Here is a 24491-nt window from a genome sequence, read left to right on the forward strand (position 1 = left end):
CAGCAAGCGTAGCGGCAGTTGTTTACGCTTTTATTACAGATTTAATAAATTACCACATTTTAAGAATATTATTAATCTGTAATATATCTTTAACAATCTCAGGTTAAAAACTTTCCTGTTTTCAACGGGACTCTCCCGCTGAATATTCGCGCGTTAATTAAAATCAGGAATGAAAATGAAAAAGAGCACTCTGGCATTAGTGGTGATGGGCATTGTGGCATCTGTATCCGTACAGGCCGCAGAAATATATAACAAAGACGGTAATAAACTGGATGTCTATGGCAAAGTTAAAGCCATGCATTATATGAGTGATAATGACAGTAAAGATGGCGACCAGAGTTATATCCGTTTTGGTTTTAAAGGCGAAACACAAATTAACGATCAACTGACGGGTTATGGTCGTTGGGAAGCAGAGTTTGCCGGTAATAAAGCGGAGAGTGATACTGCACAGCAAAAAACACGTCTCGCTTTTGCCGGGTTGAAATATAAAGATTTGGGTTCTTTCGATTATGGTCGTAACCTGGGCGCGCTGTATGACGTGGAAGCCTGGACCGATATGTTCCCGGAATTTGGTGGCGACTCCTCCGCACAGACCGACAACTTTATGACCAAACGTGCCAGCGGTCTGGCGACGTATAGGAACACCGACTTCTTCGGCGTTATCGATGGTCTGAACTTAACCCTGCAATATCAAGGGAAAAACGAAAACCGCGATGTTAAAAAGCAAAACGGCGATGGCTTCGGCACATCATTGACATATGACTTTGGTGGCAGCGATTTCGCCATCAGTGGAGCCTATACCAACTCTGATCGCACCAACGAGCAGAACCTGCAAAGCCGTGGCACAGGCAAGCGTGCAGAAGCATGGGCAACAGGTCTGAAATACGATGCCAATAATATTTATCTGGCAACTTTCTATTCTGAAACACGCAAAATGACGCCAATAACTGGCGGCTTTGCCAATAAGACACAGAACTTTGAAGCGGTCGCTCAATACCAGTTTGACTTTGGTCTGCGTCCATCCCTGGGTTATGTCTTATCGAAAGGGAAAGATATTGAAGGTATCGGTGATGAAGATCTGGTCAATTATATCGATGTCGGTGCTACATATTATTTCAACAAAAATATGTCAGCGTTTGTTGATTATAAAATCAACCAACTGGATAGCGATAACAAATTGAATATTAATAATGATGATATTGTCGCGGTTGGCATGACCTATCAGTTTTAATGGATATTGCCGGATGTGATACATCCGGCACATTTCACTCACGCCGTTAACTTCACCGGTTCATCACGAAAATCATCCGCCGGTTCCAGCTTCAGATTCAGCGTCGCCAGCAGCTCACGCAGTTTCTCATGAAACTCACGCAGGGTGTGCTCCAGTCGTTCAACCACTTCAGTGTCTTTTACCGGAACACTCGTCCAGTCGCCTGCTTTATCGAACAGACCAAACTGGTAACTGTAGGTAAAACGGGATTCCTGCGCTTCCAGTTCCATCCACCAGCCCCAGAACTCACGCACTTCCGGTGCCGGTTTCACGTTGACGCATACAGCCAGACAATCGAAAAAGAATCGATTATCTTCGCACTTACCTTCACGAATATACGGGCCTAGTGCGGTAAATTTTTTGATCAATCTGCTCTTCGGGTGTCCACTCGGTAACGTCATTGCAATCTCCTGTTGTGATGCAACTGTTTTACCAAATTGGTAAAATTTAGCAAATTTTTAACACAATCGTTTTTCGATCCAGTCGGTGATTTCCTGAAGACCTTTGTCAAAATTCCGATACACCGGGTTAAATGGGATCTCTAACAATTTACCGTCAGCAGATGATGAGGTGATTAAGCGTGAGTCCTCTTCCGGGCTGAACGGATCGTTCTTCCAGTAGCCTGATAACATTGGCGTTGGGCAGCGACGTCCCAGCAATCCTTGCACTTTTAATGAATAGCGATTCAGCTCCACGCGCAACGCTTCGTCGGAAGCATCATGCATCCCCAAACGGCTCGCCAGAACGTCAAGATACATTTCCGGCACCTGTTGCTGGCACTTAAAATCACTCAACAGGGTATGAACTACCGGACCAAGACAGGCAACCGCTTTCAGACGCGGCGATTCAAGGTATGCCAGACGCACGGCAACGTTAGCGCCGAAACGGAAACCAAAGGCCGCGACGCGAGTGTGATCTACCCACGGTACGTTAGGCAGCGCCTTTAAGACGTGCTGATGCAACAGGCTGGAGTCCTGGGTGAGCTTCCATTTTGAAGAAAAGCCCACCGACGGCATATCAATAGTCAGCATCGCAATGCCGCGCGGCGCAAAATAACGTTCATACAGGCTGTAATAGTCCGTCTGCATCGCATCCAGACCACCACACATTAATACTGTCGGGAACGGGCCATCACCTTTCGGCATATGCAAAAAGCCGGTGATGGGCGCACCGCCGGGTACGGTAAACTCCATCTGCCGCATCGTGCCCGGCAGACGCTGAGCGGCCTCTTCATAGGCGCGGTTTGACAAAGCCTGCGCTTGCTCGGCCAGGTCATCTCCTTTCAGATGAGGATAGGCAGCAATGTTGTACAACGTAGCCGCATGCAGCCAGTGTCGACCGCTGAGTTGCGGATCTTCTTCCGCACAGGCTTTTTGTTGCCACACCATCGCCTGGGTAGCCCACTCATAAATCCAGTTGCCGCCGCGGTAGCCAATCACCGTATCGTATAAATCATCGTCGGTACGTTCGGCATCGCTCATCACAATACGCGCCTGGACGTCGAGGATTTCACGTGGGTCAATGCCGCGCCAGATCCACATCAGACGGTTAATCATGCGATACCAGTGAGGGATGGTTTTACCATCAAGGGCCGACTGCACAGGCGGTTGTGCGCCGTGATTAAAGCGGCGGACTAGCGTCGAGGTTTCAGGATGTTTAAAGCGGGGTTTGAACAGGGTTTCGCTCAGGTTTGCCTGTGTCATGGATGCAGCCTCCAGAATACTTACTGGAAACTATTGTAACCCGCCTGAAGTTAAAAAGAACAACGCCCGGCAGTGCCAGGCGTTGAAAAGATTAGCGACCGGAGATTGGCGGGACGAATACGACGCCCATATCCCACGGCTGTTCAATCCAGGTATCTTGCGGGATATCAACAACATAGTCATCAACCAGCGGACGACCAGCCGGTTTTGCGAAGATGGTGACAAAGTGCGCTTTTGGATACATTTCACGAATCGCAACCGCAGTACCACCGGTATCCACCAGGTCATCAATAACGATGAAGCCTTCGCCATCGCCTTCTGCGCGTTTCAGCACTTTAAGCTCGCGCTGGTTGTCGTGATCGTAGCTGGAAATACAAACGGTATCGACATGACGAATACCCAGTTCACGCGCCAGTAACGCACCCGGTACCAGACCGCCACGGCTTACGGCAATAATGCCTTTCCATTGTTCAGAAGGCATCAGTCGGCTTGCGAGTTTACGTGCATGGATCTGCAACATGTCCCAGGTGACGATGTATTTTTCGCTCATGTGAAGTGTCCCAGCCTGTTTATCTACGGCTTAAAAAGTGTTCGAGGGGAAAATAGGTTGCGCGAGATTATAGAGATCTGGCGCACTAAAAACCAGTATTTCACATGAGTCCGCGTCTTTTTACGCACTGCCTCTCCCTGACGCGGGATAAAGTGGTATTCTCAAACATATCTCGCAAGCCTGTCTTGTGTTGACAACATTTTCTGCTAACCCTGTGACCTGCAATACTGTTTTGCGGGTGATCGACAAGGAGACTTAACGTGTCTGAACTGTCTCAATTATCTCCACAGCCGCTGTGGGATATTTTTGCCAAAATCTGTTCTATTCCTCACCCGTCCTATCATGAAGAGCAACTCGCTGAATACATTGTTGGTTGGGCAAAAGAGAAAGGTTTCCATGTCGAACGCGATCAGGTAGGTAATATCCTGATTCGTAAACCTGCTACCGCAGGTATGGAAAATCGTAAACCGGTCGTCTTGCAGGCCCACCTCGATATGGTGCCGCAGAAAAATAACGACACCGTGCATGACTTCACTAAAGATCCTATCCAGCCTTATATTGATGGCGAATGGGTTAAAGCGCGCGGCACCACGCTGGGTGCGGATAACGGCATTGGTATGGCCTCTGCACTGGCGGTTCTGGCTGACGAAAACGTGGTTCACGGCCCGCTGGAAGTGCTGCTGACCATGACCGAAGAAGCCGGTATGGACGGTGCTTTTGGCTTACAGAGCAACTGGTTGCAGGCTGATATTCTGATTAACACCGACTCCGAAGAAGAAGGTGAAATCTACATGGGTTGTGCGGGGGGTATCGACTTCACCTCCAACCTGCATTTAGATCGTGAAGCGGTTCCAGCTGGTTTTGAAACCTTCAAGTTAACCTTAAAAGGTCTGAAAGGCGGTCACTCCGGCGGTGAAATCCACGTTGGCCTGGGTAATGCCAACAAACTGCTGGTGCGCTTCCTGGCGGGTCATGCGGAAGAGCTGGACCTGCGCCTTATCGATTTCAACGGTGGCACACTGCGTAACGCCATCCCGCGTGAAGCCTTTGCGACGATTGCTGTCGCAGCTGATAAAGTCGACGCACTGAAATCTCTGGTGAATACCTATCAGGAGATCCTGAAAAACGAGCTGGCAGAGAAAGAGAAAAATCTGGCATTGCTGCTGGACTCTGTTGCGAACGATAAAGCTGCCCTGATTGCGAAATCTCGCGATACCTTTATTCGTCTGCTGAACGCCACCCCGAACGGTGTGATCCGCAACTCCGACGTGGCAAAAGGCGTGGTCGAAACCTCCCTGAACGTGGGTGTGGTGACCATGACTGACAATAACGTAGAAATTCACTGCCTGATCCGTTCTCTGATCGACAGCGGTAAAGACTACGTGGTGAGCATGCTGGATTCTCTGGGTAAACTGGCTGGCGCGAAAACCGAAGCGAAAGGCGCATATCCTGGCTGGCAGCCGGACGCTAATTCTCCGGTGATGCATCTGGTACGTGAAACCTATCAGCGCCTGTTCAACAAGACGCCGAACATCCAGATTATTCACGCGGGCCTGGAATGTGGTCTGTTCAAAAAACCGTATCCGGAAATGGACATGGTTTCTATCGGGCCAACCATTACCGGTCCACACTCTCCGGATGAGCAAGTTCATATCGAAAGCGTAGGTCATTACTGGACACTGCTGACTGAACTGCTGAAAGAAATTCCGGCGAAGTAATTATTTGATTTGCTGCCGGATGGCGTTTAATCGCCTTCCGGCAGTTTCATCCTTCATTATCCTTCGATAAAAGCCATCCCTGTAAATGTCCGTCTCGGGTTGCCACGTTCAATCTGGTGATGGAACATTCGCCGCTGCGATTTCAGCGCCGCGCTATTTTCCTGTTGCTGTTGTTCCAGCTTCCAGGCAATCAGTAATCGCGCCAGCCGTTTGTTAGCATGCTGACTGCGCTCTGACTGAACCTTCACGCTAATACCGGATGCCAGATGCGTGGCGCGTACCGCCGAGTCGGTTTTATTGACATGTTGACCGCCCGGCCCCGACGAACGCAGCGTCTCATAACGGATCGCGTCGGATTGTTCCTGCTCATCAGCGGTAAAACGCCCAATGCCCAGAAACCAGTTTTTGCGCCCATGATGAGGCCGATACGGACTCGGACAAATCCACTGGATAGTGCCACACCAGCTTTCGCTTAGAGCCCATGCGTTATCGCCATCCAGAGAAACCAGCGCTGAACGCAGCGTGTCAGAGTAGCGACCCGTTTCTGTTTCCAGCACCGTTACCGCGACGTCTTGTCGGGTAGCTTCTTTAATCAACCTGTCCAGCGCCTTTTTCACTGCCAGGCAACATTCTTCCGGCCCCTGAGCTGAGGAGAGTTGTAGCAAGATCATCCTTTTTTCCCTCCATTGTTTTTGAGCGTTAGCACCGGACGCAGCCGCGCGACAGGAATAATTAAACCGGCCTGCACCAGACATTGCACCACGCTTTCAGCCGATTTATAGGCTTGTGGCGCTTCTTCAAAGATGAGTTGTTTATCGCGACAAATTACCCGACTGCCAAGTTCAGTACGCGAGAGTTGCGTCGCCGTGTATTTCGCTGCCAGACGCCCTTTACACTCGGTGCGCCCCCATTTACGCCCTGCCCCATGCGCCAGCGAGTGGAGTGTTTTTTCGTTCGCAACAGGTTTAACCAGCCAGGAGTAATCACCGCGTGAACCGGGAATAATCACCAGACCGTTGTCATCCGGCGTGGCACCTTTACGATGCAACCAGCCCTGTTGATCGCCGATTTGACAGGCGCTAACAAAGTTATGCGCCACATCCAGAACAGGACTTCCGGTGGCCTTAACCTGTTGCATTATGCGCAAAGCGATCATCTGGCGATTAATACGCGCAAACGCCAGCGCATCGTCATGTTCCGCAATATACCGTAGCGCGTCGTCACTGCCTTCAGGCAAACCATGATGCGAAAACGAGGCAATATGCCGCTGTAAAATAGACTGCCCCAACCCCCTCGAGCCGCTATGAACCAGCAGTTGCAGATGCTGCGCATCCAGACCTGCCAGTGCAAACAGTTCAGCGTCGATGATTTGATCAACTTGTTGCAGTTCTGCGAAGTGGTTTCCGCCACCGATAGAGCCAAGCGAGCTGCGCCACGGATGCTGTGCAAATGCTGACAGCAGGTTTTCCTCCAGCCAGCTTTCTTCAGCAACGTCATCCAAAGCTGATAATCGCTTTTCAAACTTATCGGCGTTGTATTTACGAACGAGAATATCTGTTTGCCACAGCGCCATGCCGCAGCCGATATCATTGCCGACCAGTGCCGGGTAAAAACGGCCTGCGGAGAAGAACGCTGCGCCAATCGGGTAGCCGCGTCCGGGGTGTAAATCTGGCATCCCTACTACGCGCTGCATGTTGGGTAAATTTGCCGTGGTGTGTAATTGTTGGATCGCTAAACTCTCGATCCACAGGTCATCAGATGCGATGGTAAATACCGCATCGGATAAGGGACGAATATATTTGCCCATAAACCATTCCATTTATGAATAAAAATCAGGAAATGGCAGACGAATCCAGGGCAAGAAAAAAAGAATTAATCCTGGAAAGGTCTGCAAAGAGTCATTGATAAAGGATTTGTCATGATTTACCTCCTTGCAGTTTGTGGAATAAGAAAACGCACACATACTAGGCGGGCGTTATTTTCATTGCAAGCTGGATTTAATGTCGCGGTTTATATCGCATATAAAAATTAGTAAACCACTCTCCCCGGCATTCAACGCACTGCTGCTTAACTGTCTGAAAACCATAACGTTCAAAAAAGGGCTTTGCGGTTATGCTGGCGTCCACCGTAAGTTCGGATTCAGACTTAATCAATGGTTTTAACAAAGCGCTGGCAACCCCGCGTCGGGTGTATTCAGGTTCAACAAATAACATATCGATATAATGTCCAATGCGGGTAATAAAACCAACCGGTTGTGCATTAATAACTGCAACCCGCACTTGTGATTTCGCGAGTTTCTCCTTCCAGCGAGATTCGTCAATCTGCGCCCAGGCGGCAATTTGCTGTGGAGAATAGTGCTGACTCGCCGTCATCGTAACCGCTCGAAGGAAAATAGCGCATAGTTGCTGAAAATCACCAGGCTGATAGTTTCTTATTTGTATGTTATTCATAATATAAATTCAAAAACGCATGCGAAACGCTTCTGCCATTTTCCCAATTTTATGCATTTGGTTGTTATCTCGAGCCAGTTTATGAGGTTCAGGTTTCAGAATGGCAATGAGCAACCATGCTTGCTCATCAAACGCACCCTGACAATATACCAAATGCGCTTCGTCATTCGTTCTGCTGAATTGGCGCAACTGTGGCGGAAATGGATTATTCACATTTGCCAGATGAATATGAGCAACTCGCTCAAATTTGATTAATGGCCAGGTAAACGAGTCGTCGTAGAGTGCATCGCGACCAAATATATCTGGCAAAACACCGTCACGCTTATAGGAAATAAAATCCGCCGTTAACGCATCAAGTTCCTCTGCTGTAAGTTGCAGGCGAATAAGTTTTGTTTTGAATACCCGCATCCTTATTCCTTAAAGTCATTGAAATCATCATCCGTCATATCATTAAGATATTGTTCAGCGCGGCGTGTAATTTCCTCTAATCTTGCGGCACTCGGACGGAAGCGCGCCTTAACCAGTTTTTTCTCCTCTTGTTCAGCAAGCATGTCCATTAACGCTTCAAATGCGCTGGCACTTAAGAGATATCCTGCGGGGCGATTATTAGAAAGAACCGCAACCGGTTGATCAATAAAGTATTTAGCTGGGTTTTTACGTAACTCAGTGATATTGACCGATTTTTCAGCGAGAATTCGATGCATACAGTGATCCCCTCATAATAATGAACATCAGAATATACATAATAGTATACATCATAATCCCAGCACCAGTTGTCTTTCCATTTGAGGGTCAAGTAACGTCACATGCAGCCCCACCAGACGCACACCGCGCCCGCCACGGCGTTCATTCCAGGTTTTACGCGCGGTGGCGATTAAGTCAGCTTTATTCAGCCGCGGCCAGACGTGCTCCTGAGTGGTTTGCTGAAAATCATCAAACTTTAATTTCACCCCCTGGCGAGCAATCAGTAAATCAGGTTTTACCTTTGCCAGACGGCGTTCAAGTTCAGGATACAGCCGCTCGATAATCGCTTCACATTCAGACCAGTGATGAATATCTTCCGCCATCGTGCGTTCTACGCCGACGGATTTTCGCAACCGTTCACTGTTAACGTCGCGCTCGTCAATCCCCTGACTACGCTCCCACAAAATGCGGCCAAATTTGCCAAAACGTTTGAGCAGAGTCACCAGATCACACTTTTGCACATCACCGCAGGTCCGCAGCCCCATCGCTTCCAGTTTTGCCGCCGAGACTTTGCCGACGCCGGGAATTTTTGCCAGCGGTAAGGTTTGCAGAAATGCCGGAACTTCTGCCGGCGTAATCACAAACTGACCGTTGGGTTTATTCATGTCGGAAGCAATTTTGGCGAGAAACTTTACCGGCGCAACGCCCGCAGATGCCGTCAGTTGCAGCTCGTTAAAGATCGTCTGACGGATTTCCTTGGCGATGAGGGTCGCAGAACCGTGGCAATGCACACTATCGGTGACGTCGAGATAGGCTTCATCCAGTGATAACGGTTCAATGCGCGAGGTATAGCGCGAGAAAATTTCTCGGATATGATTTGAGGCTTCTTTGTAGGCGTCAAAGCGCCCTGGAAGCAGCGTGAGATGTGGGCATAATTTGAGCGCCATCCCTGTCGGCATAGCGCTGCGTACGCCAAATTTACGCGCGGGATAATTGGCGGTGCTGATCACCCCCCGACGTTCGCGGCTGCCGCCAATAGCAATAGGGATATCGCGCAGAGCGGGATTGTCGCGCATCTCCACCGCTGCGAAAAAGCAGTCCATATCCACATGAATGATTTTACGCATTGCTCACCTCTCAACACTGGTAAAGTATACAGTGATTTCAGGGTTTGAGAAATGCGTAAAGATTCAGCATCTAGCGCGTTCGCTGTGAAAGTACCTGCTGCTTATCCAGCTTTTGCACCAGCGGCTGCACCACTTTATCCCCATGCTGACCAAAGTATTGATACAGCGTATCGGACGCGCTTTTAGTCAGTACCATAATCTCAATGCGCCGGTTGCCCGCGCTTTGCGGATTTTTGGCATCCAGCAGCATCTGGTCCGCCATTGCGCTTACCTGCATCACTTTATCTTCCGGCATTCCGGCCTCTTCCAGCACCCGACGAGCTGAAAGCGCGCGATCGCCCGAAAGGTTCCAGTTGTTGTAGATATTGTTTTTGTAGGCCATCGCATCGGTATGCCCGGTAATAATAATTTTGTTATCGAGCGAGTCGAACACTGGCGCAAGCTCCACCAGCAAAGTTTTAAAGAACGGCATAATCTTCGCGCTGCCGCGTTCGAACATATTGCGGTTCTGGTCGTCTTTAATCAGCACGCGTAATCCCTGGGGAACAATCTCCATCTCCAGATTCGCTTCCATATGCGCATCACGGGCGATGGTATTGATACTGGTCGCCAGCTCGCCAAGCTCGGTGGCGGATTTCTTCTTCAGCAGCGCCGTTTTCTCGTTGACGTCGCGCGCTTTTTTCTCCGTCTCTTCCGGCACCGCCACGGTGGCAGGTTTTGGCGGATGAGACGGGCTGATTTTATTTAACGGCGACAACCCACCACCGTTAAAAATCGACTGCCCGTGCAGCGCGGCGATAATGCTTTCACGCTCGGATTTACTGACGCTGTTGACAATCCACAGCGTCATAAACAGCGCCATCATTGCCAAAGTAAAGTCGGCGAACGCCACCTTCCACGCCCCGCCGTGGTGCCCGGCATGATTCTTTTTGATCTGCCGCCGGACGATGGTGGTTTTTGCCCCACGTTCGCGGCGGTTGCCCGTCTTTCTCATGCTTATTCTTGCTCCAGCATCGCATTCACCCACGCGTCGAGGTTGGCGAAGGTCGGTTTGGATGCCAGATGCAGCAGCTTACGCCCGGCGTCCACCGCCAGCAGCGTCGGTTTGCCGCCTGCCTGCGCCACCAGCACGGTGCGCACGCATTCCAGCAAAGAATGTTCCGCCCGCGCCTGTTGTTCCATGGCGTTGGCAAGCGGGTCCATCAGGCAGTAGCAGATAAACACGCCTAAAAACGTCCCCACCAGAGCCGCCGCCACTTTCAGGCCAATCAGGGCGATAGAGCCGTCAATCGACTGCATGGTGATGATGATGCCGAGCACTGCTGCACAAATACCAAATCCCGGCATCGCTTCGGCAGTACGTTGCAGCGAGCGCGACGGCGTTAACAGGGACTCTTCCGCGGTGTCCAGCTCCTGATCGAGAATGCCTTCCAGCTCATGGGCGTCGATTTTACCCATCGCCATCAGGCGAAAGTTATCGGCAATAAAGGTCACCAGCCGCTTCTGGGTTAACACCAGCGGGTATTTCTGAAAAATAGTGCTCTCTTCCGGCTGCTCAATATGCTGATCCAACATCCGCAGACCACCGTTTTGCACCATTTCGAGCAACTCATACAGGCACATTAATAGCTGACGCTGAAACTCCGGCCCGAGCTGTTTTTTACTGATCACGCCTTTAATTTGATGGGCAATCTCTTTCAGCACATGTTTCGGGTTACCAATAATCATCGCCCCGAAACCCGCCCCCAAAATAATGATCATTTCCGCCGGTTGCCAGATAGCCACTAATTGCCCGCCCGCTTCAAAATAACCGCCAAATACGCAGCCGAGCACCACCAGTAAACCTAATATTTTTTGCATGATTTCTTCACTTTAATTCGGATAGACAAAATCACGAATTTTCTGCGCGATCTGTTTATTCAGTTGACAAATTCGGGCCTCGGTTAGCCCTAATACCAGCGCAATCTCTTTGAGATTCATCTCATGCTGGTAATACATGGAGAGGATCAGTTGCTCTTTTTCGCTTAATTGTGAAAGCGCGTGTTGCAACATTTGCTGGGTGACAAACTGATCTTCCAGTTCCCGGCCAGCAAGCGGAATGCCTGGCCCTTCGCCGTTCAGCAGTTCGTCAAGGCTGGCGAGCGTTTCCGCCCCTTCCAGTTGCTGATATTCGAGATAATCTTCATGCGAGATCCCTTCCACGGCCAGTTCTGACCACTCAGGCTCGTGCCCCAGTTTTTTACGCGTTTCGCGAATCAGGTCTTTCATCTGATGATATTTCTGTCGCAGCTGGCGCGGTCGCCAGTCGAGAGCGCGCAGCTCATCCAGGATCGCGCCGCGAATCCGGTGCACGGCATAGCCCGCAAAACCTTCGTCCGGCAGCCCGTAGCGGCGAATGGCGTTAAGCAGCCCTATTAACGCCGTTTGTTCCATATCCTGACGATCAATAATGCAATTACACTGCGGGGCAAGGTGCCGCACCACTTTACGCACCAACGGTAAATAGGCCTGCAAGTAGTGGCTCTCCTGCTGCGGGGTTAATACCGGCGCGGCAGCAAATTCTTCTGACTCGAATAATACGTCCTGTAGCATGTTTATATCCGCCTGGTGATTACTGGAAGACCACTTTTTTCACCAGCAAATCCTTATACGGTGCGCTCATTTTGCGACGCTGAAGATCTTTCTTTAACGCATCCGAAATCAGTTTGCGGATGGCAGATATTTTCATGCCCCGCAAATCTTCAAATTTCATTTCCGTCAGGCATTCAACCGCAATACTTTGATACAGCGGCTCCTGATGTTTTATTTTTTCCGCCTCTTTGTCACTGGCGACCACCATCACTAATTCCGCCGACAAATAATGATCCGCGCCGTTGTTGTCATGCAAAGTGACAATGGTTTCCGGCAGCGTCACAAATACGCTCTTGCTCTCATCCAGAGCTTCCACCGATTCCGTTTGCGCGGCGGTAGTCGGTTTTCCTTTTCCGGCATAATGATGCCAGACACTCCATCCTGCTCCAGCGCCGACCACCAACGCCAGAACGGCGCTGACCACGCCTGCCACCACGATTTTCTTCATATTGCCTTTACACTTTGATCAAAACGGATTCGTTCTGTTGAAATTGAGGCGCATCATCAAGCTGTAAGGCGGCACTCACCTCTTCCTGCTGATGGCCCGACTGTTGTTGCTGCTGCGACTGCCCTTCGGAGGAGACCTGTACGTTCACCTCCATAAAATTTTGCGCCGTCAGATGCTGGCGGAGATCGTCGCTAAACTGCTGTAACGCTCGGCAAACTTCACTTTGGTTCGCGCCGATGTGCACCATCAGTTTGCCGTTGTCGAGTTGTACGGCGATCTCGAGCTTGCCAAGCGACGGTGGATCGAGACGGATGGTGGAGATCTGCTGTTGTTTGTTGAGCTGAAAGTGGATCTGATCTTTCAACAGCGTCGTCAGTTTTTCGCCCAGTTCGTCCATCGAAAGCGTGGCTGGTTTGGCGACAATCTCCTGATGTTCGCTGACCAGATCCGGCGTCTTAACCTGCAACACCGCACGCGCAATAACCGGTTCGCTGTCCGGCACTTTTTCCGTTTTACGCTCGACCTGCGGGCGCGCGTTCACACGGGTTAGTTCAGGTTTCGGGCGAGCTGGCTGTGTTGAGACGCGCGGCTGCGTCGGTGCAATGGCATGTAAATCTTCACTGGCGTAAGTCGCCAGTCTGGCCTGCTGTTCGGGTTTCGCCTGCGGCAACTGACTGATCAGCTCCTGCAACTGCGGCGGCAACGGCGTGAGTTCCTGCTGCTGCGTCGGGCGTTGCGGCGCGTTTTGCACCACCGCTTTCGTCAATTGCTGGATAACCGGCGATGTTGCGACGTTTCGCGGCTGCGGCGTGACCTGATGCGGCGCGGCAGGTTGCGGAAGTAACAGCGCCATTAGCGCCTGCATCGCCACCGGATCGTTCTCCTGCGGGCGCGTCGCCTGTTGCTGACTGGTTTTTGCGCTATGAACGCGCTCCGCCACCGCCGCGACCGCCATTTTCGGCAGGGTAAACGCGGGCGCGTTTTCACTACTCACCGGCGGTAAAATATCCGCTTTCAGCGACGCCGTTTCCGCAAGTGTTCCGAGCGTGGCAAGCAATGCCGGATTCATGACTTCTCCGAAAGTAAATTAACAATTGAGTAGGCCAGTACGCCTTCCTGATGCCGCTGATGCTGTTCCATACGCGCCTTCAACACTTCTGCGCGCTGCTCGCGCCGTTTAATCAGGGTATTAAACGCGCCGTACAACTGCGCTTTCACCGTATCCAACTACGCCGCATCGGTTTCCGCCGCCGCGTAATCGTGAAACTGGCGCATCAACTGCTGATGCAGTGCCGGAAGGCGTCGCCAGCGTTGCTTGTCGAGGGCTTCATTCATCGCCTCGACCAGTGCGAAAAGTTGCCTGCGTTGTTTTTCCATCGTCTTAACCCAGCTTGCCCGAAAGCCCTTCCCAGCCTTCGCGCAGGTTGCTTAAGATCAGCATCACTTCATCGATTTTCTCTGCCGACAGTTCGCCGCTGGCCTCATACAATCGGTAAACGCAGTGGTCATAGAGGCGCGAAAGGTTGACCACCAGCTCGCCGCCAGTTTCAAACTCCAGCGAACTGGTGAGCGCATTGAGAATGTCGATGCATTTATTGATGCTCTGGGCTTTCTTCTCGAAACGCCGCCCTTCAATATGGCTTTTGGCGCGTTCCAGCTCGTCCATCAGACCAGAAAACAGCACCAGCACCAGTTCCAGAGGCGATGCCGCCGCAGTACGCGCCGCGAGATCGATCTCTTTATATTGCGAATAGCCGTCCTGTACTTGGTACATCTTTAGGGATATTCCTTCTGAGTTACGCGAATGCCGCCATGCTGGCTTTCATGGTGTACACCTCGACCAGCGTGTTGGTGTACTCCTCCAGATAACGGTCGTAGTTGGCGTTATAGGTATCAGTAAGCTGATCGCCTTCGTCCTGAATTTTGCTCATCTGATCGTCAATGTTCTGCTGGCGCAGGGTGATGATGCCGTTGCTGGAGTCCGTGTAGGTGTTAATCAGGTCGTCCATCTGTGCCACCATGCTGTTGTCGCCAACGAAAATAGAGGTCAGACCGTCAGGATTTTTCGCCATTTCGTCGTTGAACTGGTCGGAGTCAATCTGTAAGTGGCCGTGAGAATCAAGCGTGATGCCATAGTCAACAATCGACACCCCGTTGTAGCTGGCATGGGCGATATCATCGAGCTGGTTCGCCAGTGAGCTGAGTCCGGCGTCACCCGCAAATACCCCGGCGCTGGTACTGTCATCACCGTGGGTGGTTAGCGAATCAACCGTATCGATCAGGGTGTTATAGGCATCGACAAAGGTCTGCACTTTCTCCTGGCTGGCGCTGGAATCTTCGCTAATGTTAAAGGTAGTGAGGTCGCTGTCAGAATCGCTGACTTCGGTGAAAGTCATGGTGACACCGGGGATCACATCATCAAACGTATTGCTGCTGTTGGTGATCTCAGGCCCTGTGGCACTGCCGAGATGAATAATCGCGTCCTGAGCGGAGGAAACATCCGTGGCAACGGGCGCGCTGGCGCTATCGTTGCTGGTGTCATGCCCCGTTACGCTCACCGAAAATGCGCTCTGCGCCCCGGTGCTATCGGAGGTGAGCATAATGGTGGTGGTGCCGTCGGTTTTTACCAGTGCCGCCGACACGCCCGGATTGTCATCAGAGTCGTTAATCGCATTCACCAGTTCACTGGCGTCGATAAAACCGTCGCCGTCACCGTTTTGATCCGCCGCCGACAGATCAATATCCATGGTGCTGTCGCCCATCGTCAGTTCAAAAGTGCCGGTGGCGGAAAAGGCGTCGTCGCCCATACTGAACGTGGTTTGCTGCCCCTGCGCCAGTTGCTCAACGAAAAACGAGTAGCTTCCCGCCTGTGCCTGCGAGTTAGCGGAAACGGTCGCCGAGTCATTATTGCTGGTGGCGGCAAACGTCACCGGGCCGTCAGTATCGCTGTTCAGCGCGTCAACGGCGCTCTGAAAATCGCTCAACGCTGAGCTGAGCGAGTCCAGGCCGCTGCTTTCAGCATCCAGCTCGCTCTGCTTCTCCTGCAAGTTTGCCGCCTGAGTGGCAACATCCGCATAGGCGATTTCTTGCGCAATGGTTCTTGGGTTGATCATTGATGACTCCGAATAACGATGTCAGGTTATTGGCAAAAGGCGTGCCAATATTTTTTATGTGAAGAATCAATAGATTGAAAAAGGGGCGGAAATGGTGTTTCCGGTCTGGCGGAAAAAAGCCTGCCGCAGAAAGAACAACACCGCCCGCAGGCGGTGTTGTTCGTGGCCGGATAAGGCGTTTACGCCGCATCCGGCAAGTCCGCCATTACTGCAGCAGGCTGGAAACCATGCTGGACATGCTGTTGGACTGTTTCAGCATGGTGATGCCGGTCTGCATCAGCACCTGTTGTTTGGTCATGTTGGACGCTTCCGTCGCGTAGTCGGTATCCATGATGTTACCGATAGCGACTTCCGTGTTGTCCTGCATGCTGGTCAGGTTGTTGGCAGTGTCGTTCAGACGGTTAATAGACGCACCCAGCTTGGATTGGATCTGCGAAACATCATCCATCGCGGTAGAGATGCTGGTGATCATCTGGTTAGCCGAGCCAGACGCGGTCAGCTCAGTACCGCCAGAAACACCTGCGGTGCCCGTGGTGTCAGCCTGATCCGCACTAAAGGAGTTGCTGATAGAAGAAAGATCGGTCACCAGGGTGTTCAGTTGGCTTGAAATGTTCACGGTCATGGTGTCGGAAGATTCCGCGCCCACCTGGAAAGTTACCGCGCTCTGGAACAGGCCGTCAGTACCGGTGTTGCTGGTGCCGGAAACACCGAACAGGTTGGTACCGCCGTAAGTGGTGTTTTGCAGCATGTCAGACATCTGCTGACCCAGTTCGTCGTATTCGTCCTGCATCGCCTGCAGGTCGTCGTCGCTGTAGGTGCCGTTCGCTGCCTGAGTTGACAGGTCTTTCATACGACCCAGCACATCAGACATTTCGTCGAACATGCTGTCGGCGGTTTGCAGCATCGCGGTGGCATCATTGATGTTGCTCAGCGCCACACCCATACCGCTGGACTGTGCTGTCAGACGGTTAGCAATTTGTTTGCCCGCTGCGTCATCGGCAGAAGAGTTAATCCGGTTACCCGTTGCCAGGCGTTCCATAGATGTAGACAGAGAAGAGCTGCTTTTGCTGATTGCATTAACGGCGGCCATTGAGGCGTTATTGGTGTTAATAGATAACATGATACTGCTCCTTGGGATTAATCGTTTTCGTTTCGATACCCTGTAAAAACGACACCTCAGGAGCAAACTTAAAATCGCCGTTAAAATTTTTTCGCCACGTATTATCCGATGCCACTTTTAGCTAAAAAAAAGCAGAGTTTAAATTCAGATAAAAAGATTATTAGCAATATCTGCCACATGGCCAGGTATCAAAATATGTCTTTATCAAATGCTTGATATAGTTAAGATTGTCATCAATTATCGCGTTTTGTTCTCAATGTACTGATGCCAAAATTTACATTGCGTTGCAAATAGTACACATTTGGCTATTGTACCTGTCCTGTCATTTCGTTACATTTCCACGCCATATAGTGATTAAGAATAATCCTATTACCATAAAATATTAATTATCACGCAGAAAAATCATCTTCTCAGGGACGTATAAGACTGTGCTTTATGCAAAGCACTATCAGGAAACATTTATCCCTTGCTAAGGTAAACTCAACTATGAGTATTATTATCAACAACTGGCGGATGGACCCGTCGCTTAATGCCTTAATACATTGCGAAACGGGTGAAACACGTCGTCTCGGCGAATACCATTTTATTTTGCTGGAAACATTAGCAAAAAATGCCGATGTGGTTTTATCGCGATCTTATTTATGTGCCGAAGTATGGAAGAACCGCATAGTCGGCGGTAACAGCCTGCCGACGGCGATCCATGCGTTGCGCGTTGCTATCGACGATGATGGCAAACAACAGAACATTATTAAAACAATTCCGAAGAAAGGTTACTTGTGCAATAAAGAGTATGTGTCTTTGCCGGAGTCATCGCCTGCAGAAGCGCTGATTATTACCGACCAGATACAAGATACAGCCCCAGAAGAGATATCTTCGACAACACCGCCTGTACCTGTTAGAAAAAAACATAAAGGACTGATGGGGTTAGCGTTGACCGCGGCTGTTATATTTATTGGCTCGACCGTGGGGTATTCACACTTGAAAAGTACACCTGACGCCCCGCAACTGGTAAAAGAGTCAATTAACAGTCCAAGAATAAAAATATTTCATCTTAGTTCTGGAAAGGAAAATAATTCCGTACCGTTACTGTCACAAACCCTCGAACCAGGAAAAGACAAACTCGATAATTTATTGTCAGCGCATAATATGACAATGACAACCTATTATAAATATGTTCGTAACCGACTGGAAAGCGATATTGTTCTGCGTAACCAGTGCAACGGCAGCTGGCAATTAACCTTTAATGTGGAAGGTTGGCAGAACAGCGATATTAATCGCGCGATGTATCAGAATTTAGAGAAGTTGTTAAATACTGTGCAGAAATGCTGATGTTTACCGGATTAGATACCGTTTTATCTAATCCGGTTCATAAAATGCACCCCAAAATTAAATCTGAAATGCAATTCTCTTACCATTCGGCAGTTTAACGTCGATACTCAATTCCCCACCTAAAGCCGCAACATAGCGTTTTAGCGTAGACAACCGAGGATCGTTATCTGCCTGCTCCATTTTTGCAAGAGTCGGTTGCTTAATGCCCATCGCTGCCGCCATTTCCGTTTGCGAAATATTGAGTTCTTCTCTCAGCTGATGCAAGGCGATGGTCTGGCGCATTTCCTCAACTTTTGCCGCAATACGCGCCTGGCTTTCAGGGCTTTGCTTTGCCATCAGTTCTTTTAGAGTAGCCATTATCGTTCCTTACTTTTTCAGATGCTTACGGTATTCAGAATCAGCGAGCTTGATCATATCGCGATAAAACTTTTTCTCATTTAACCCCGTTTTATCACCCGCACATAATACAATGCCACGGCGCGCAGGATCGAAAGCAAAAAAATCACGTACCGGGTTTCCCTGATGTTGGACGCGTAATTCTTTCATATTTGAAAACTGTGAATCATTAACCGTATCCGCAAAGGGTCTGCCCAACTGTGGGCCATACTCAGCAAGAATCAGCATTGCAGCAAGTAAATCTTCTTTCAGCGCAACAGTCTGGGCATCAAACCAGTTGTCGAAAGTCTCCGTTGTCTCGACGTCCCACATCATCGGTCCCTCATAGCTTTTATGCTATAGATAAACTATAGCTTAATAGCTATAAAAGCAACAATGACAATAACCCTAACCCAATAAATTTCTTACCGTCTGACTGGAAATTCGCGCCTGACCGTTCACCGCCTGCAATAAAACTTGATAGTTATGATTGGCGCTATCCAGCACGCCGCCGAGATTTTCCGACGCCTGCACGGCGCTTTCCGTTTGCGGGAAGCGGGACATGCCGTCGATCAACTGCCGCGCTTTTTCCTGCTGCACCGCCATTTGCGCGCGCTGCTGATTAATGTTTTCCAGCATTTGAGAAATTCCCGCCCCGCCTTGTTGCAGGCTTTGCGCTAAGCGGTCCGCCTGTGACGGTTCGGCAAAGGTTTTCAGCGGCATAAACGCCGACTTATCGCCATCGGTGCGCACGCTTAAGGTGCGCTCGATATGGGGCCACTGTTTTTCAGTGGTGGAGAAGCTGATGCCGTCCGCTTGCTGATGCAGTTGCACACCCACGCGGCGCAGAGCGTTGGTCAGCCGCGTCTGATACTGCGCGGCGCTGTCATCCTCAGACAGCATCACCGCCGAAAGCTGGGTCTGCCGCCCGCCAGTGACACTGAACATGCGCGTTCCCGGCGTGGGATTGTGTACCAGATTCGTCAGATCCGGCGAGTGAAAAGTCACCCGCGCTTCCCCCTGCAACACTGGTTGTAACTGGCGGTCCACCGCGCCGCCGGAAAGTGCGGCGCGTTTGTCCAGCATCTGCATCAGCGCCGAACTCTGCGCCTGCCCGCCCTTACGCTGGCTATGACGATAATCGAGCAACTGCTGCTCCAGTTGCCCGAGATAGTGATCCGCCTGCTGCAACGTGGTGAGCTGGTCGTTAAGCTGTACGCTGTAACGCTGCGGGCGAGTGGTAATCAGCGGCGAGGCCGGATATTCACTCGCCGTCGCCGGGAGCGTTTGCCGCACCGCCTGAGTGGGCGCAACGGTTGACGACGATACCGCAGCGCTATGCGCGCCGCCGGTGGTGAGTGACGAAGAAGTAAGTCCGACCTGCATACTGTTCCTGAAAGAGTTAGAGAACGCTGAATAAATTCAACTCACTCACTTTCGAGTAAGTCTTGAGGGTAGCTTCCATTGCTACTTCCAGTCCGGTAAAGGTGATCGACGCCGGGCCGTAATCGAGATCCTGTAATGAACCAATCAACTCATCATTAGAAGTAGAGATATCGGTCTGCGCATCGCTCAGCATCGACATGGTGTTCTGCGTCTCGCCAAGCGACGCAATCGAGGCGTTGAGATCGTCCGAAGCGGTGTCCACCACATCAACGGCGTTCTGAATATCGCTCTGCACCTGCGGATCGGCCGGGTCAACGTTTGGGTCTTGCAACTCCTGGGAGAGCGAATTGAGCGTGTTGAGCACATCTAAATTGCTGCCGAAGAAATCGCTCGCCGCCACGTTGGTATCCACTTCCACGCCGTTCGACACCGTGGTCTGGCGGTGGTCGCTGTTGCCCTGATAGCTATAGCTATCGGTCACGCCATCGCCATCATCGTCCACCGCCACAATCGGCGGCTGATCGTTGATGGTACCGCCAAACACGTAATGCCCGTCTTCGTCCTGATAATTGAGCGCCGCCACCATCGATTCGGTGAGCGACTGAATATCCTGCCCGAGGCTTGCGAGCGAATCAACGGTATTGGTGCCGTTCGCCGCTTCCAGCAGGTCGTCGCGCACCGCCAGCAGGCTGTTGTTGACGCCATCGAGAATCGACTCCTGCTGGCTTAACCCCGCCGACGCAGAGTCAATATTGCTTTGATACTGCTCAATCGCCGACTGCTGGCGGTTCAACTGGGTGATACGCGTGGCGGCGATCGGGTCATCCGACGGCTGCAAAATTTCCTTGCCGGTTGCCATCTGCTCGACCACATGCGCCAGATCGCCGGAGAGATTGTTAAAACTTTGCGTCATCGAAACGTAGGTTTGTTGGGTGGTTACTCGCATTTTCGCGCTCCCGCTTAGCTGCACATTTCCAGCACCGAATCGAAAATCTCGGCCCCGGCGGAAATGACTTTCAGATTGGCTTCATAAATTTGTTGATAGGTGATCAGGTTCACCGCCTCTTCGTCCATGCTGACGCCGCTGACGCTGCTCTGCTGGTTTTGAGCTTCGGAATAGACATTGGACGCGGCATCGACTTCCGTCTGATTTTGCTGACTGTAAATGCCGATATTGCTGATGATTGACGAGCACGCCTGCCCGACCGTCACACTGCCAAGATTGGCAATTTCCAGCGGTTCGGTGGAGATGTTGATCAGCGCCTGCAGGTTGTCGCTGTTACCGCTTTCGTCCGGCGAACTGGAAAACGCCAGCTCATCGGCGGTGATATCCGGGTTAACGGTCAGTGGGCCATCGGCATTGCTGGCGTCATAAATAAACAGCGGCTCGCCGGGGTTACCGTTGAGATCGTAGCCCTGCGCCAGCTGGTTGTTAACCGCATCGGCGAACTGCGACGCCATACTGTTGATGGTGTCGGTCAGCGGCGTCAGCACGTCGTTTTGATAATCAAACAGTGCGCCTAATGAACCGCCGGTGTCGGTAGTCATCGTCGAGGTGGTGCCAGCGCGATGGTCGAGCTTTGTTGCCCGCTCACCAGCGGCTGACCGTTTTTCAGGGTGACGTTGTAGTTGCCCTGGTCGTCGATATTGACCTGCACATCCATCATCCCGCTAAGCTCTTCCACCATCTGGTCACGGGCGTCATACAGCGCGGAGGCATTATCACCGTTGGCTTCAGCCTGGGCGATTTGCTGGTTATAGCTGGCGATACCGCTGGTGAGCGTGTTGATTTGCGACACCATCGCCTGCTGCTGGCTGATGATTTCCGTGCTTTGCGAGTCGATGTAATCCAGCGTGTTGTCGATACGCAACGACAGCGCCCCGGCTTCGCTGATCACCTGTTCGCGCAGGGCGGAATCATCGGGGCTGGTGGTCGCTTCGTTAAGGGCGGCGAAGAAGTTATCGAAGCCGCCGCTCAGGCTGCTGTTATCGTCGCTCAGTACCGCTTCCAGTTGCGTGAGATACCCCTGCTGGGTGCTGTAATAGCCGTAATCGCTGGCGGCATACCACACCTGATTCACCTGATACTGGTTAGAGACGCGGCGAATGCTGTCGACCTGCACGCCGTTACCGGCGCTGTTCGGCGAACCACCGCTGGCGCCGATGGTGCTGATCTCCGCCACCTGACGGGTGTAGCCCGTGGTCATGGCGTTGGCGGTGTTTTGCGCCGTGACGTTCAGCTCTACCTGCGCGGTTGATGCGCCGCTGTAGCCGATGTTAATCATGTCCATGTTGGATCCTTACCGGTAAATCGTGCCGGTTAAAAGCGGCGTGAAGATGGGGATTCTTAAGTGGATAATGGTGCGCGCTGATGCCCTCACCCCGGCCCTCTCCCACAGGGAGAGGGCGAAAACCTGCGCCATATTCACCTCCGCGCTCAATCGGTCCCCTCGCCCCTTTGGGGAGAGGGTTAGGGTGAGGGGCAAAGCGCGCCCCTCATTTCCCCTTCGGCGACAACTGCTTCACAATCATCGCCGCAATCCCAATCCCGTGCTGCTGCGCCAGGGTGTTACACAACTCATCGTCATAAAACCCCTGCATCATGCGCACCGAATCGCTGTTAAATGGGTTATCTTTCGAATCGAACAACTCGTTGGTTTTACGCATCTCTTTCAGCATGTTGCGTAAAAAAATCGCCTCAAACTGCTCCGCGGCCTGCTTAATATCATTGGCCTGAACCTTCGGCCCCATTAACGCATCGCTGCCATCAATCCCGCCGCTGGCGTTCACTTTCATCAGATCACCTCCAGGTCGGCATCCAGCGCGCCCGCCTCATGCAGCGCCTGTAAAATCGACATAATGTCGTCCGGCGTCGCGCCCAAACTGTTCAACGCATTGACCAGCGTTTTCAGGCTGCTCGACTCCGGCAAACTCACCACGCCCGGGCGCGCATGATTCACCGCGATATTGCTCTGCGGCGTTACCGCCGTGCGCCCGCCTGCAAAGGCATTCGGCTGGCTGACGTTGCTGGTTTCGTTAATCGAGACGGTCAAACTGCCGTGCGACACCGCCGCCGCATGCAGCGCAACGCCATCGCCCATCACCACCGTGCCGGTACGCGAGTTAAACACCACGCGGGCGCGGATTTTCTCTGCCTGCACCTGTACATCATCCAGTTGCGACATAAATGCCACCCGCGCGCCGGGGCTGGTGGGCGCACGCACGGTGACGTTGGTGGAACTCTGCGCCGTGGCAATGCCGCCAAACGAGGCGTTGATCGCCGCCGCAATGTTGTTGGCGTCTTTAAACGACGGGCGTTTCAGGTTGAGCGTGATGGTGTCGCCCATCTGAAAATCGCTGGGGATCTCGCGCTCCACCGTCGCGCCGTTGGGAATTAACCCGGCAGTTGGCGTATTAACCGTCACACTGGAACCGCTGGCCCCGGTGGCGTTCATCCCGCCCACCACCACGCTGCCCTGTGCCAGGGCATAAACCTCGCCATCTGCGCCGTGCAGTTGGGTCAGCAGCAAGGTGCCGCCACGAATACTTTTGGCATCACCAATCGACGAGACGGTGACATCAATAGTCTGCCCGCGTGAGTACATCGGTGGCAGCGTGGCGCTCACTGCCACCGCCGCGACATTTTTCACCTTCGGGTCGATTTTATTCGGCAATTGCACGCCAAACTGGCGCAGCATATTGGTGATGGTCTGGTTGGTGAATTTGACCTGGTTTTTATCGCCAGTACCGTCGAGGCCGACCACCAGGCTGTAGCCGACCAGTTGGTTTTCACGCACGCCTTGTACGTTGACCAGCGACTCCAGCGATTGCGCCAGCGCCACGCCGGGCAGCGCCAGGCTTAGGGCGATAACTGCGGCCTTTATCCAGTTTTGCATTGCACTCTCCGGCATTAAATCGGGAACAGAGGATGGTTAAACAGCCGCGTCAGCCAGCCTGCGGCGTTGGCGTCGCTTAACGCGCCGCGTCCGGCATAGGAGATGCGGGCATCGGCGATCCGCTGGGAGGAAACCGAGTTGTCGTTCTGGATATCGTCGGCGCGCACCAGACCGCTTAAACGGATGTACTCATCGCCCTGGTTGAGGGTGAGCCATTTCTCGCCGCGAATTTCCAGGATGCCGTTGGGCTGCACCGCATGGACGGAAACCGTGATCTCCCCGCGCAGGCTGTTCTGCTGCTGGGAAGTGGCGCTGCCGTCAAAGTCGCGGTTGGCATCGATGGAGCCGGAAAGCTTATCTTTGGTGTGACCAAAAATGGTCGGTGCGCCGATATCGACGGTGTTGCTTTTGCCGAAGTTGGTTTTCGCCTGTTTGCTCGACTGGGTGGATTCTTCGAGGATCACCGTCAGGATATCGCCCACGCGGTAAGCCCGCCGGTCGGCAGTTAGCGACCAGTTGTAGCCGGTTTCAAACACGCCCCCGGCACGCCCGTCTGCCGGAGGCGGTGCTTCGGTTTTCGGTGGCGCAAAGTATGCGTCGTCTTTTTTGACCAGAATGGCCTGCGATTCACACCCGCTAAGCAGGGGAAGCAGCGCCACCAGCCAGAGATAATTTTTCACGTTCTGCCTGT

At 52.0% G+C, this 24491-nt stretch carries 27 protein-coding genes and 2 pseudogenes; 3 read left to right on the forward strand and 26 right to left on the reverse strand.

The window, feature by feature from the left end; genetic code table 11:
- Positions 1-175: 175 nt before the first annotated feature.
- Positions 176-1231 (forward strand): phosphoporin PhoE, encoded by a 1056-nt coding sequence (gene phoE / locus ACJHX7_RS20990; protein WP_001339261.1) that lies wholly within the window; start codon positions 176-178, stop codon positions 1229-1231.
- Between the two features lie 38 nt (positions 1232-1269).
- Here the strand turns inward: phoE and crl are convergent, their stop codons facing one another.
- From crl to gpt, 3 genes are all read right to left on the reverse strand, one after another.
- A complete protein-coding gene (gene crl, locus ACJHX7_RS20995; RefSeq protein WP_000174682.1) occupies positions 1270-1671 on the reverse strand; it encodes a sigma factor-binding protein Crl in 402 nt (133 codons plus the stop codon).
- A 57-nt stretch (positions 1672-1728) separates the two neighbouring features.
- Positions 1729-2973, reverse strand: a complete 1245-nt coding sequence (frsA, locus tag ACJHX7_RS21000; RefSeq protein ID WP_000189541.1) for an esterase FrsA — start codon at positions 2971-2973, stop codon at positions 1729-1731.
- A gap of 91 nt (positions 2974-3064) precedes the next feature.
- The gene (gpt, locus tag ACJHX7_RS21005) at positions 3065-3523 is read right to left on the reverse strand and encodes a xanthine phosphoribosyltransferase (RefSeq protein WP_001291990.1); all 459 of its coding nucleotides are present in this window, start codon (positions 3521-3523) and stop codon (positions 3065-3067) included.
- 260 nt (positions 3524-3783) lie between these two features.
- On the opposite strand from gpt, the gene pepD reads away from it, so the two are divergent.
- Positions 3784-5241, forward strand: a complete 1458-nt coding sequence (gene pepD / locus ACJHX7_RS21010; RefSeq protein ID WP_001293009.1) for a cytosol nonspecific dipeptidase — start codon at positions 3784-3786, stop codon at positions 5239-5241.
- A 56-nt stretch (positions 5242-5297) separates the two neighbouring features.
- On the opposite strand, the gene prfH is transcribed toward pepD, so the two are convergent.
- The 15 genes and pseudogenes from prfH to lafA form a co-directional block, all read right to left on the reverse strand.
- Positions 5298-5912: a peptide chain release factor H gene (prfH, locus tag ACJHX7_RS21015; protein ID WP_094029765.1), complete on the reverse strand. Its 615-nt coding sequence runs from the start codon at positions 5910-5912 to the stop codon at positions 5298-5300.
- Positions 5909-7048: an RNA ligase RtcB family protein gene (locus ACJHX7_RS21020; RefSeq protein WP_410231690.1), complete on the reverse strand. Its 1140-nt coding sequence runs from the start codon at positions 7046-7048 to the stop codon at positions 5909-5911. The genes prfH and ACJHX7_RS21020 overlap by 4 nt, the downstream gene beginning before the upstream one ends.
- Positions 7049-7238: 190 nt before the next feature.
- Complete coding sequence (locus ACJHX7_RS21025) at positions 7239-7691, reverse strand: GNAT family N-acetyltransferase (protein ID WP_075862062.1); 453 nt, start codon at positions 7689-7691, stop codon at positions 7239-7241.
- 9 nt (positions 7692-7700) lie between these two features.
- Positions 7701-8099 (reverse strand): type II toxin-antitoxin system mRNA interferase toxin YafO, encoded by a 399-nt coding sequence (yafO, locus tag ACJHX7_RS21030; protein WP_001263491.1) that lies wholly within the window; start codon positions 8097-8099, stop codon positions 7701-7703.
- A 2-nt stretch (positions 8100-8101) separates the two neighbouring features.
- Positions 8102-8395 (reverse strand): type I toxin-antitoxin system antitoxin YafN, encoded by a 294-nt coding sequence (gene yafN, locus ACJHX7_RS21035; protein WP_000554755.1) that lies wholly within the window; start codon positions 8393-8395, stop codon positions 8102-8104.
- Positions 8396-8446: 51 nt separating this feature from the next.
- Entirely contained in the window at positions 8447-9502 is a 1056-nt protein-coding gene (gene dinB, locus ACJHX7_RS21040) for a DNA polymerase IV (protein ID WP_001226154.1), read from the reverse strand.
- 70 nt (positions 9503-9572) lie between these two features.
- The gene (gene lafU / locus ACJHX7_RS21045) at positions 9573-10496 is read right to left on the reverse strand and encodes a putative lateral flagellar export/assembly protein LafU (RefSeq protein WP_001232555.1); all 924 of its coding nucleotides are present in this window, start codon (positions 10494-10496) and stop codon (positions 9573-9575) included.
- Between the two features lie 2 nt (positions 10497-10498).
- Entirely contained in the window at positions 10499-11362 is an 864-nt protein-coding gene (motA, locus tag ACJHX7_RS21050) for a flagellar motor stator protein MotA (protein ID WP_001169518.1), read from the reverse strand.
- A gap of 12 nt (positions 11363-11374) precedes the next feature.
- Positions 11375-12094, reverse strand: a complete 720-nt coding sequence (locus ACJHX7_RS21055; protein ID WP_094029767.1) for a FliA/WhiG family RNA polymerase sigma factor — start codon at positions 12092-12094, stop codon at positions 11375-11377.
- A gap of 19 nt (positions 12095-12113) precedes the next feature.
- The gene (locus ACJHX7_RS21060; protein WP_000725264.1) at positions 12114-12581 is read right to left on the reverse strand and encodes a flagellar basal body-associated FliL family protein; all 468 of its coding nucleotides are present in this window, start codon (positions 12579-12581) and stop codon (positions 12114-12116) included.
- 7 nt (positions 12582-12588) lie between these two features.
- Positions 12589-13650, reverse strand: coding sequence for a flagellar hook-length control protein FliK (locus tag ACJHX7_RS21065; RefSeq protein ID WP_094029768.1), 1062 nt, complete (start codon positions 13648-13650; stop codon positions 12589-12591).
- A pseudogene (locus ACJHX7_RS21070) lies at positions 13647-13958 on the reverse strand (flagellar protein FliT). The gene ACJHX7_RS21065 and the pseudogene ACJHX7_RS21070 overlap by 4 nt, the downstream one beginning before the upstream one ends.
- Before the next feature lie 4 nt (positions 13959-13962).
- Complete coding sequence (gene fliS / locus ACJHX7_RS21075) at positions 13963-14355, reverse strand: flagellar export chaperone FliS (protein ID WP_000285319.1); 393 nt, start codon at positions 14353-14355, stop codon at positions 13963-13965.
- A 22-nt stretch (positions 14356-14377) separates the two neighbouring features.
- On the reverse strand, positions 14378-15694 hold the full coding sequence (gene fliD, locus ACJHX7_RS21080; RefSeq protein ID WP_094029769.1) for a flagellar filament capping protein FliD: 1317 nt from the start codon (positions 15692-15694) through the stop codon (positions 14378-14380).
- Positions 15695-15899: 205 nt separating this feature from the next.
- On the reverse strand, positions 15900-16814 hold the full coding sequence (gene lafA, locus ACJHX7_RS21085; protein ID WP_000949085.1) for a lateral flagellin LafA: 915 nt from the start codon (positions 16812-16814) through the stop codon (positions 15900-15902).
- A 486-nt stretch (positions 16815-17300) separates the two neighbouring features.
- Between lafA and ACJHX7_RS21090 the strand changes: the two genes are divergently transcribed.
- Entirely contained in the window at positions 17301-18143 is an 843-nt protein-coding gene (locus ACJHX7_RS21090; protein ID WP_122992238.1) for a transcriptional regulator, read from the forward strand.
- 57 nt (positions 18144-18200) lie between these two features.
- Here ACJHX7_RS21090 and ACJHX7_RS21095 read toward each other — a convergent pair whose 3' ends face one another.
- The 8 genes and pseudogenes from ACJHX7_RS21095 to flgH form a co-directional block, all read right to left on the reverse strand.
- Positions 18201-18500 (reverse strand): helix-turn-helix domain-containing protein, encoded by a 300-nt coding sequence (locus ACJHX7_RS21095; protein ID WP_000212551.1) that lies wholly within the window; start codon positions 18498-18500, stop codon positions 18201-18203.
- Between the two features lie 9 nt (positions 18501-18509).
- Complete coding sequence (locus ACJHX7_RS21100) at positions 18510-18851, reverse strand: type II toxin-antitoxin system RelE/ParE family toxin (protein WP_122992239.1); 342 nt, start codon at positions 18849-18851, stop codon at positions 18510-18512.
- Between the two features lie 75 nt (positions 18852-18926).
- The gene (locus ACJHX7_RS21105; protein WP_094029772.1) at positions 18927-19904 is read right to left on the reverse strand and encodes a flagellar hook-associated protein; all 978 of its coding nucleotides are present in this window, start codon (positions 19902-19904) and stop codon (positions 18927-18929) included.
- Positions 19905-19920: 16 nt separating this feature from the next.
- Entirely contained in the window at positions 19921-20850 is a 930-nt protein-coding gene (gene flgL / locus ACJHX7_RS21110) for a flagellar hook-associated protein FlgL (RefSeq protein ID WP_094029773.1), read from the reverse strand.
- 14 nt (positions 20851-20864) lie between these two features.
- Positions 20865-22195 (reverse strand): annotated as a pseudogene (flgK, locus tag ACJHX7_RS21115) (flagellar hook-associated protein FlgK).
- A gap of 205 nt (positions 22196-22400) precedes the next feature.
- Positions 22401-22700: a rod-binding protein gene (locus ACJHX7_RS21120; RefSeq protein WP_000867178.1), complete on the reverse strand. Its 300-nt coding sequence runs from the start codon at positions 22698-22700 to the stop codon at positions 22401-22403.
- A complete protein-coding gene (locus ACJHX7_RS21125) occupies positions 22700-23800 on the reverse strand; it encodes a flagellar basal body P-ring protein FlgI (RefSeq protein ID WP_001181887.1) in 1101 nt (366 codons plus the stop codon). The genes ACJHX7_RS21120 and ACJHX7_RS21125 overlap by 1 nt, the downstream gene beginning before the upstream one ends.
- A gap of 14 nt (positions 23801-23814) precedes the next feature.
- The gene (gene flgH / locus ACJHX7_RS21130; protein WP_000800868.1) at positions 23815-24480 is read right to left on the reverse strand and encodes a flagellar basal body L-ring protein FlgH; all 666 of its coding nucleotides are present in this window, start codon (positions 24478-24480) and stop codon (positions 23815-23817) included.
- Between the last annotated feature and the right edge of the window lie 11 nt (positions 24481-24491).

This window comes from Escherichia sp. WS1451 (genome assembly GCF_046487365.1).
Classification (GTDB): domain Bacteria; phylum Pseudomonadota; class Gammaproteobacteria; order Enterobacterales; family Enterobacteriaceae; genus Escherichia; species Escherichia coli.

Coding starts and splice junctions, on each gene's coding strand:
- ACJHX7_RS21055 (WP_094029767.1), bottom strand. CDS start 12,094: ATGCTACAGGACGTATTATTCGAGTCAGAAGAATTTGCTGCCGCGCCG.
- ACJHX7_RS21025 (WP_075862062.1), bottom strand. CDS start 7,691: ATGAATAACATACAAATAAGAAACTATCAGCCTGGTGATTTTCAGCAA.
- ACJHX7_RS21090 (WP_122992238.1), top strand. CDS start 17,301: ATGAGTATTATTATCAACAACTGGCGGATGGACCCGTCGCTTAATGCC.
- phoE (WP_001339261.1), top strand. CDS start 176: ATGAAAAAGAGCACTCTGGCATTAGTGGTGATGGGCATTGTGGCATCT.
- yafO (WP_001263491.1), bottom strand. CDS start 8,099: ATGCGGGTATTCAAAACAAAACTTATTCGCCTGCAACTTACAGCAGAG.
- dinB (WP_001226154.1), bottom strand. CDS start 9,502: ATGCGTAAAATCATTCATGTGGATATGGACTGCTTTTTCGCAGCGGTG.
- ACJHX7_RS21065 (WP_094029768.1), bottom strand. CDS start 13,650: ATGAATCCGGCATTGCTTGCCACGCTCGGAACACTTGCGGAAACGGCG.
- ACJHX7_RS21100 (WP_122992239.1), bottom strand. CDS start 18,851: ATGTGGGACGTCGAGACAACGGAGACTTTCGACAACTGGTTTGATGCC.
- ACJHX7_RS21120 (WP_000867178.1), bottom strand. CDS start 22,700: ATGAAAGTGAACGCCAGCGGCGGGATTGATGGCAGCGATGCGTTAATG.
- lafA (WP_000949085.1), bottom strand. CDS start 16,814: ATGTTATCTATTAACACCAATAACGCCTCAATGGCCGCCGTTAATGCA.
- prfH (WP_094029765.1), bottom strand. CDS start 5,912: ATGATCTTGCTACAACTCTCCTCAGCTCAGGGGCCGGAAGAATGTTGC.
- gpt (WP_001291990.1), bottom strand. CDS start 3,523: ATGAGCGAAAAATACATCGTCACCTGGGACATGTTGCAGATCCATGCA.
- ACJHX7_RS21060 (WP_000725264.1), bottom strand. CDS start 12,581: ATGAAGAAAATCGTGGTGGCAGGCGTGGTCAGCGCCGTTCTGGCGTTG.
- ACJHX7_RS21095 (WP_000212551.1), bottom strand. CDS start 18,500: ATGGCTACTCTAAAAGAACTGATGGCAAAGCAAAGCCCTGAAAGCCAG.
- yafN (WP_000554755.1), bottom strand. CDS start 8,395: ATGCATCGAATTCTCGCTGAAAAATCGGTCAATATCACTGAGTTACGT.
- ACJHX7_RS21020 (WP_410231690.1), bottom strand. CDS start 7,048: ATGGGCAAATATATTCGTCCCTTATCCGATGCGGTATTTACCATCGCA.
- ACJHX7_RS21125 (WP_001181887.1), bottom strand. CDS start 23,800: ATGCAAAACTGGATAAAGGCCGCAGTTATCGCCCTAAGCCTGGCGCTG.
- motA (WP_001169518.1), bottom strand. CDS start 11,362: ATGCAAAAAATATTAGGTTTACTGGTGGTGCTCGGCTGCGTATTTGGC.
- flgL (WP_094029773.1), bottom strand. CDS start 20,850: ATGCGAGTAACCACCCAACAAACCTACGTTTCGATGACGCAAAGTTTT.
- lafU (WP_001232555.1), bottom strand. CDS start 10,496: ATGAGAAAGACGGGCAACCGCCGCGAACGTGGGGCAAAAACCACCATC.
- crl (WP_000174682.1), bottom strand. CDS start 1,671: ATGACGTTACCGAGTGGACACCCGAAGAGCAGATTGATCAAAAAATTT.
- ACJHX7_RS21105 (WP_094029772.1), bottom strand. CDS start 19,904: ATGCAGGTCGGACTTACTTCTTCGTCACTCACCACCGGCGGCGCGCAT.
- fliD (WP_094029769.1), bottom strand. CDS start 15,694: ATGATCAACCCAAGAACCATTGCGCAAGAAATCGCCTATGCGGATGTT.
- frsA (WP_000189541.1), bottom strand. CDS start 2,973: ATGACACAGGCAAACCTGAGCGAAACCCTGTTCAAACCCCGCTTTAAA.
- fliS (WP_000285319.1), bottom strand. CDS start 14,355: ATGTACCAAGTACAGGACGGCTATTCGCAATATAAAGAGATCGATCTC.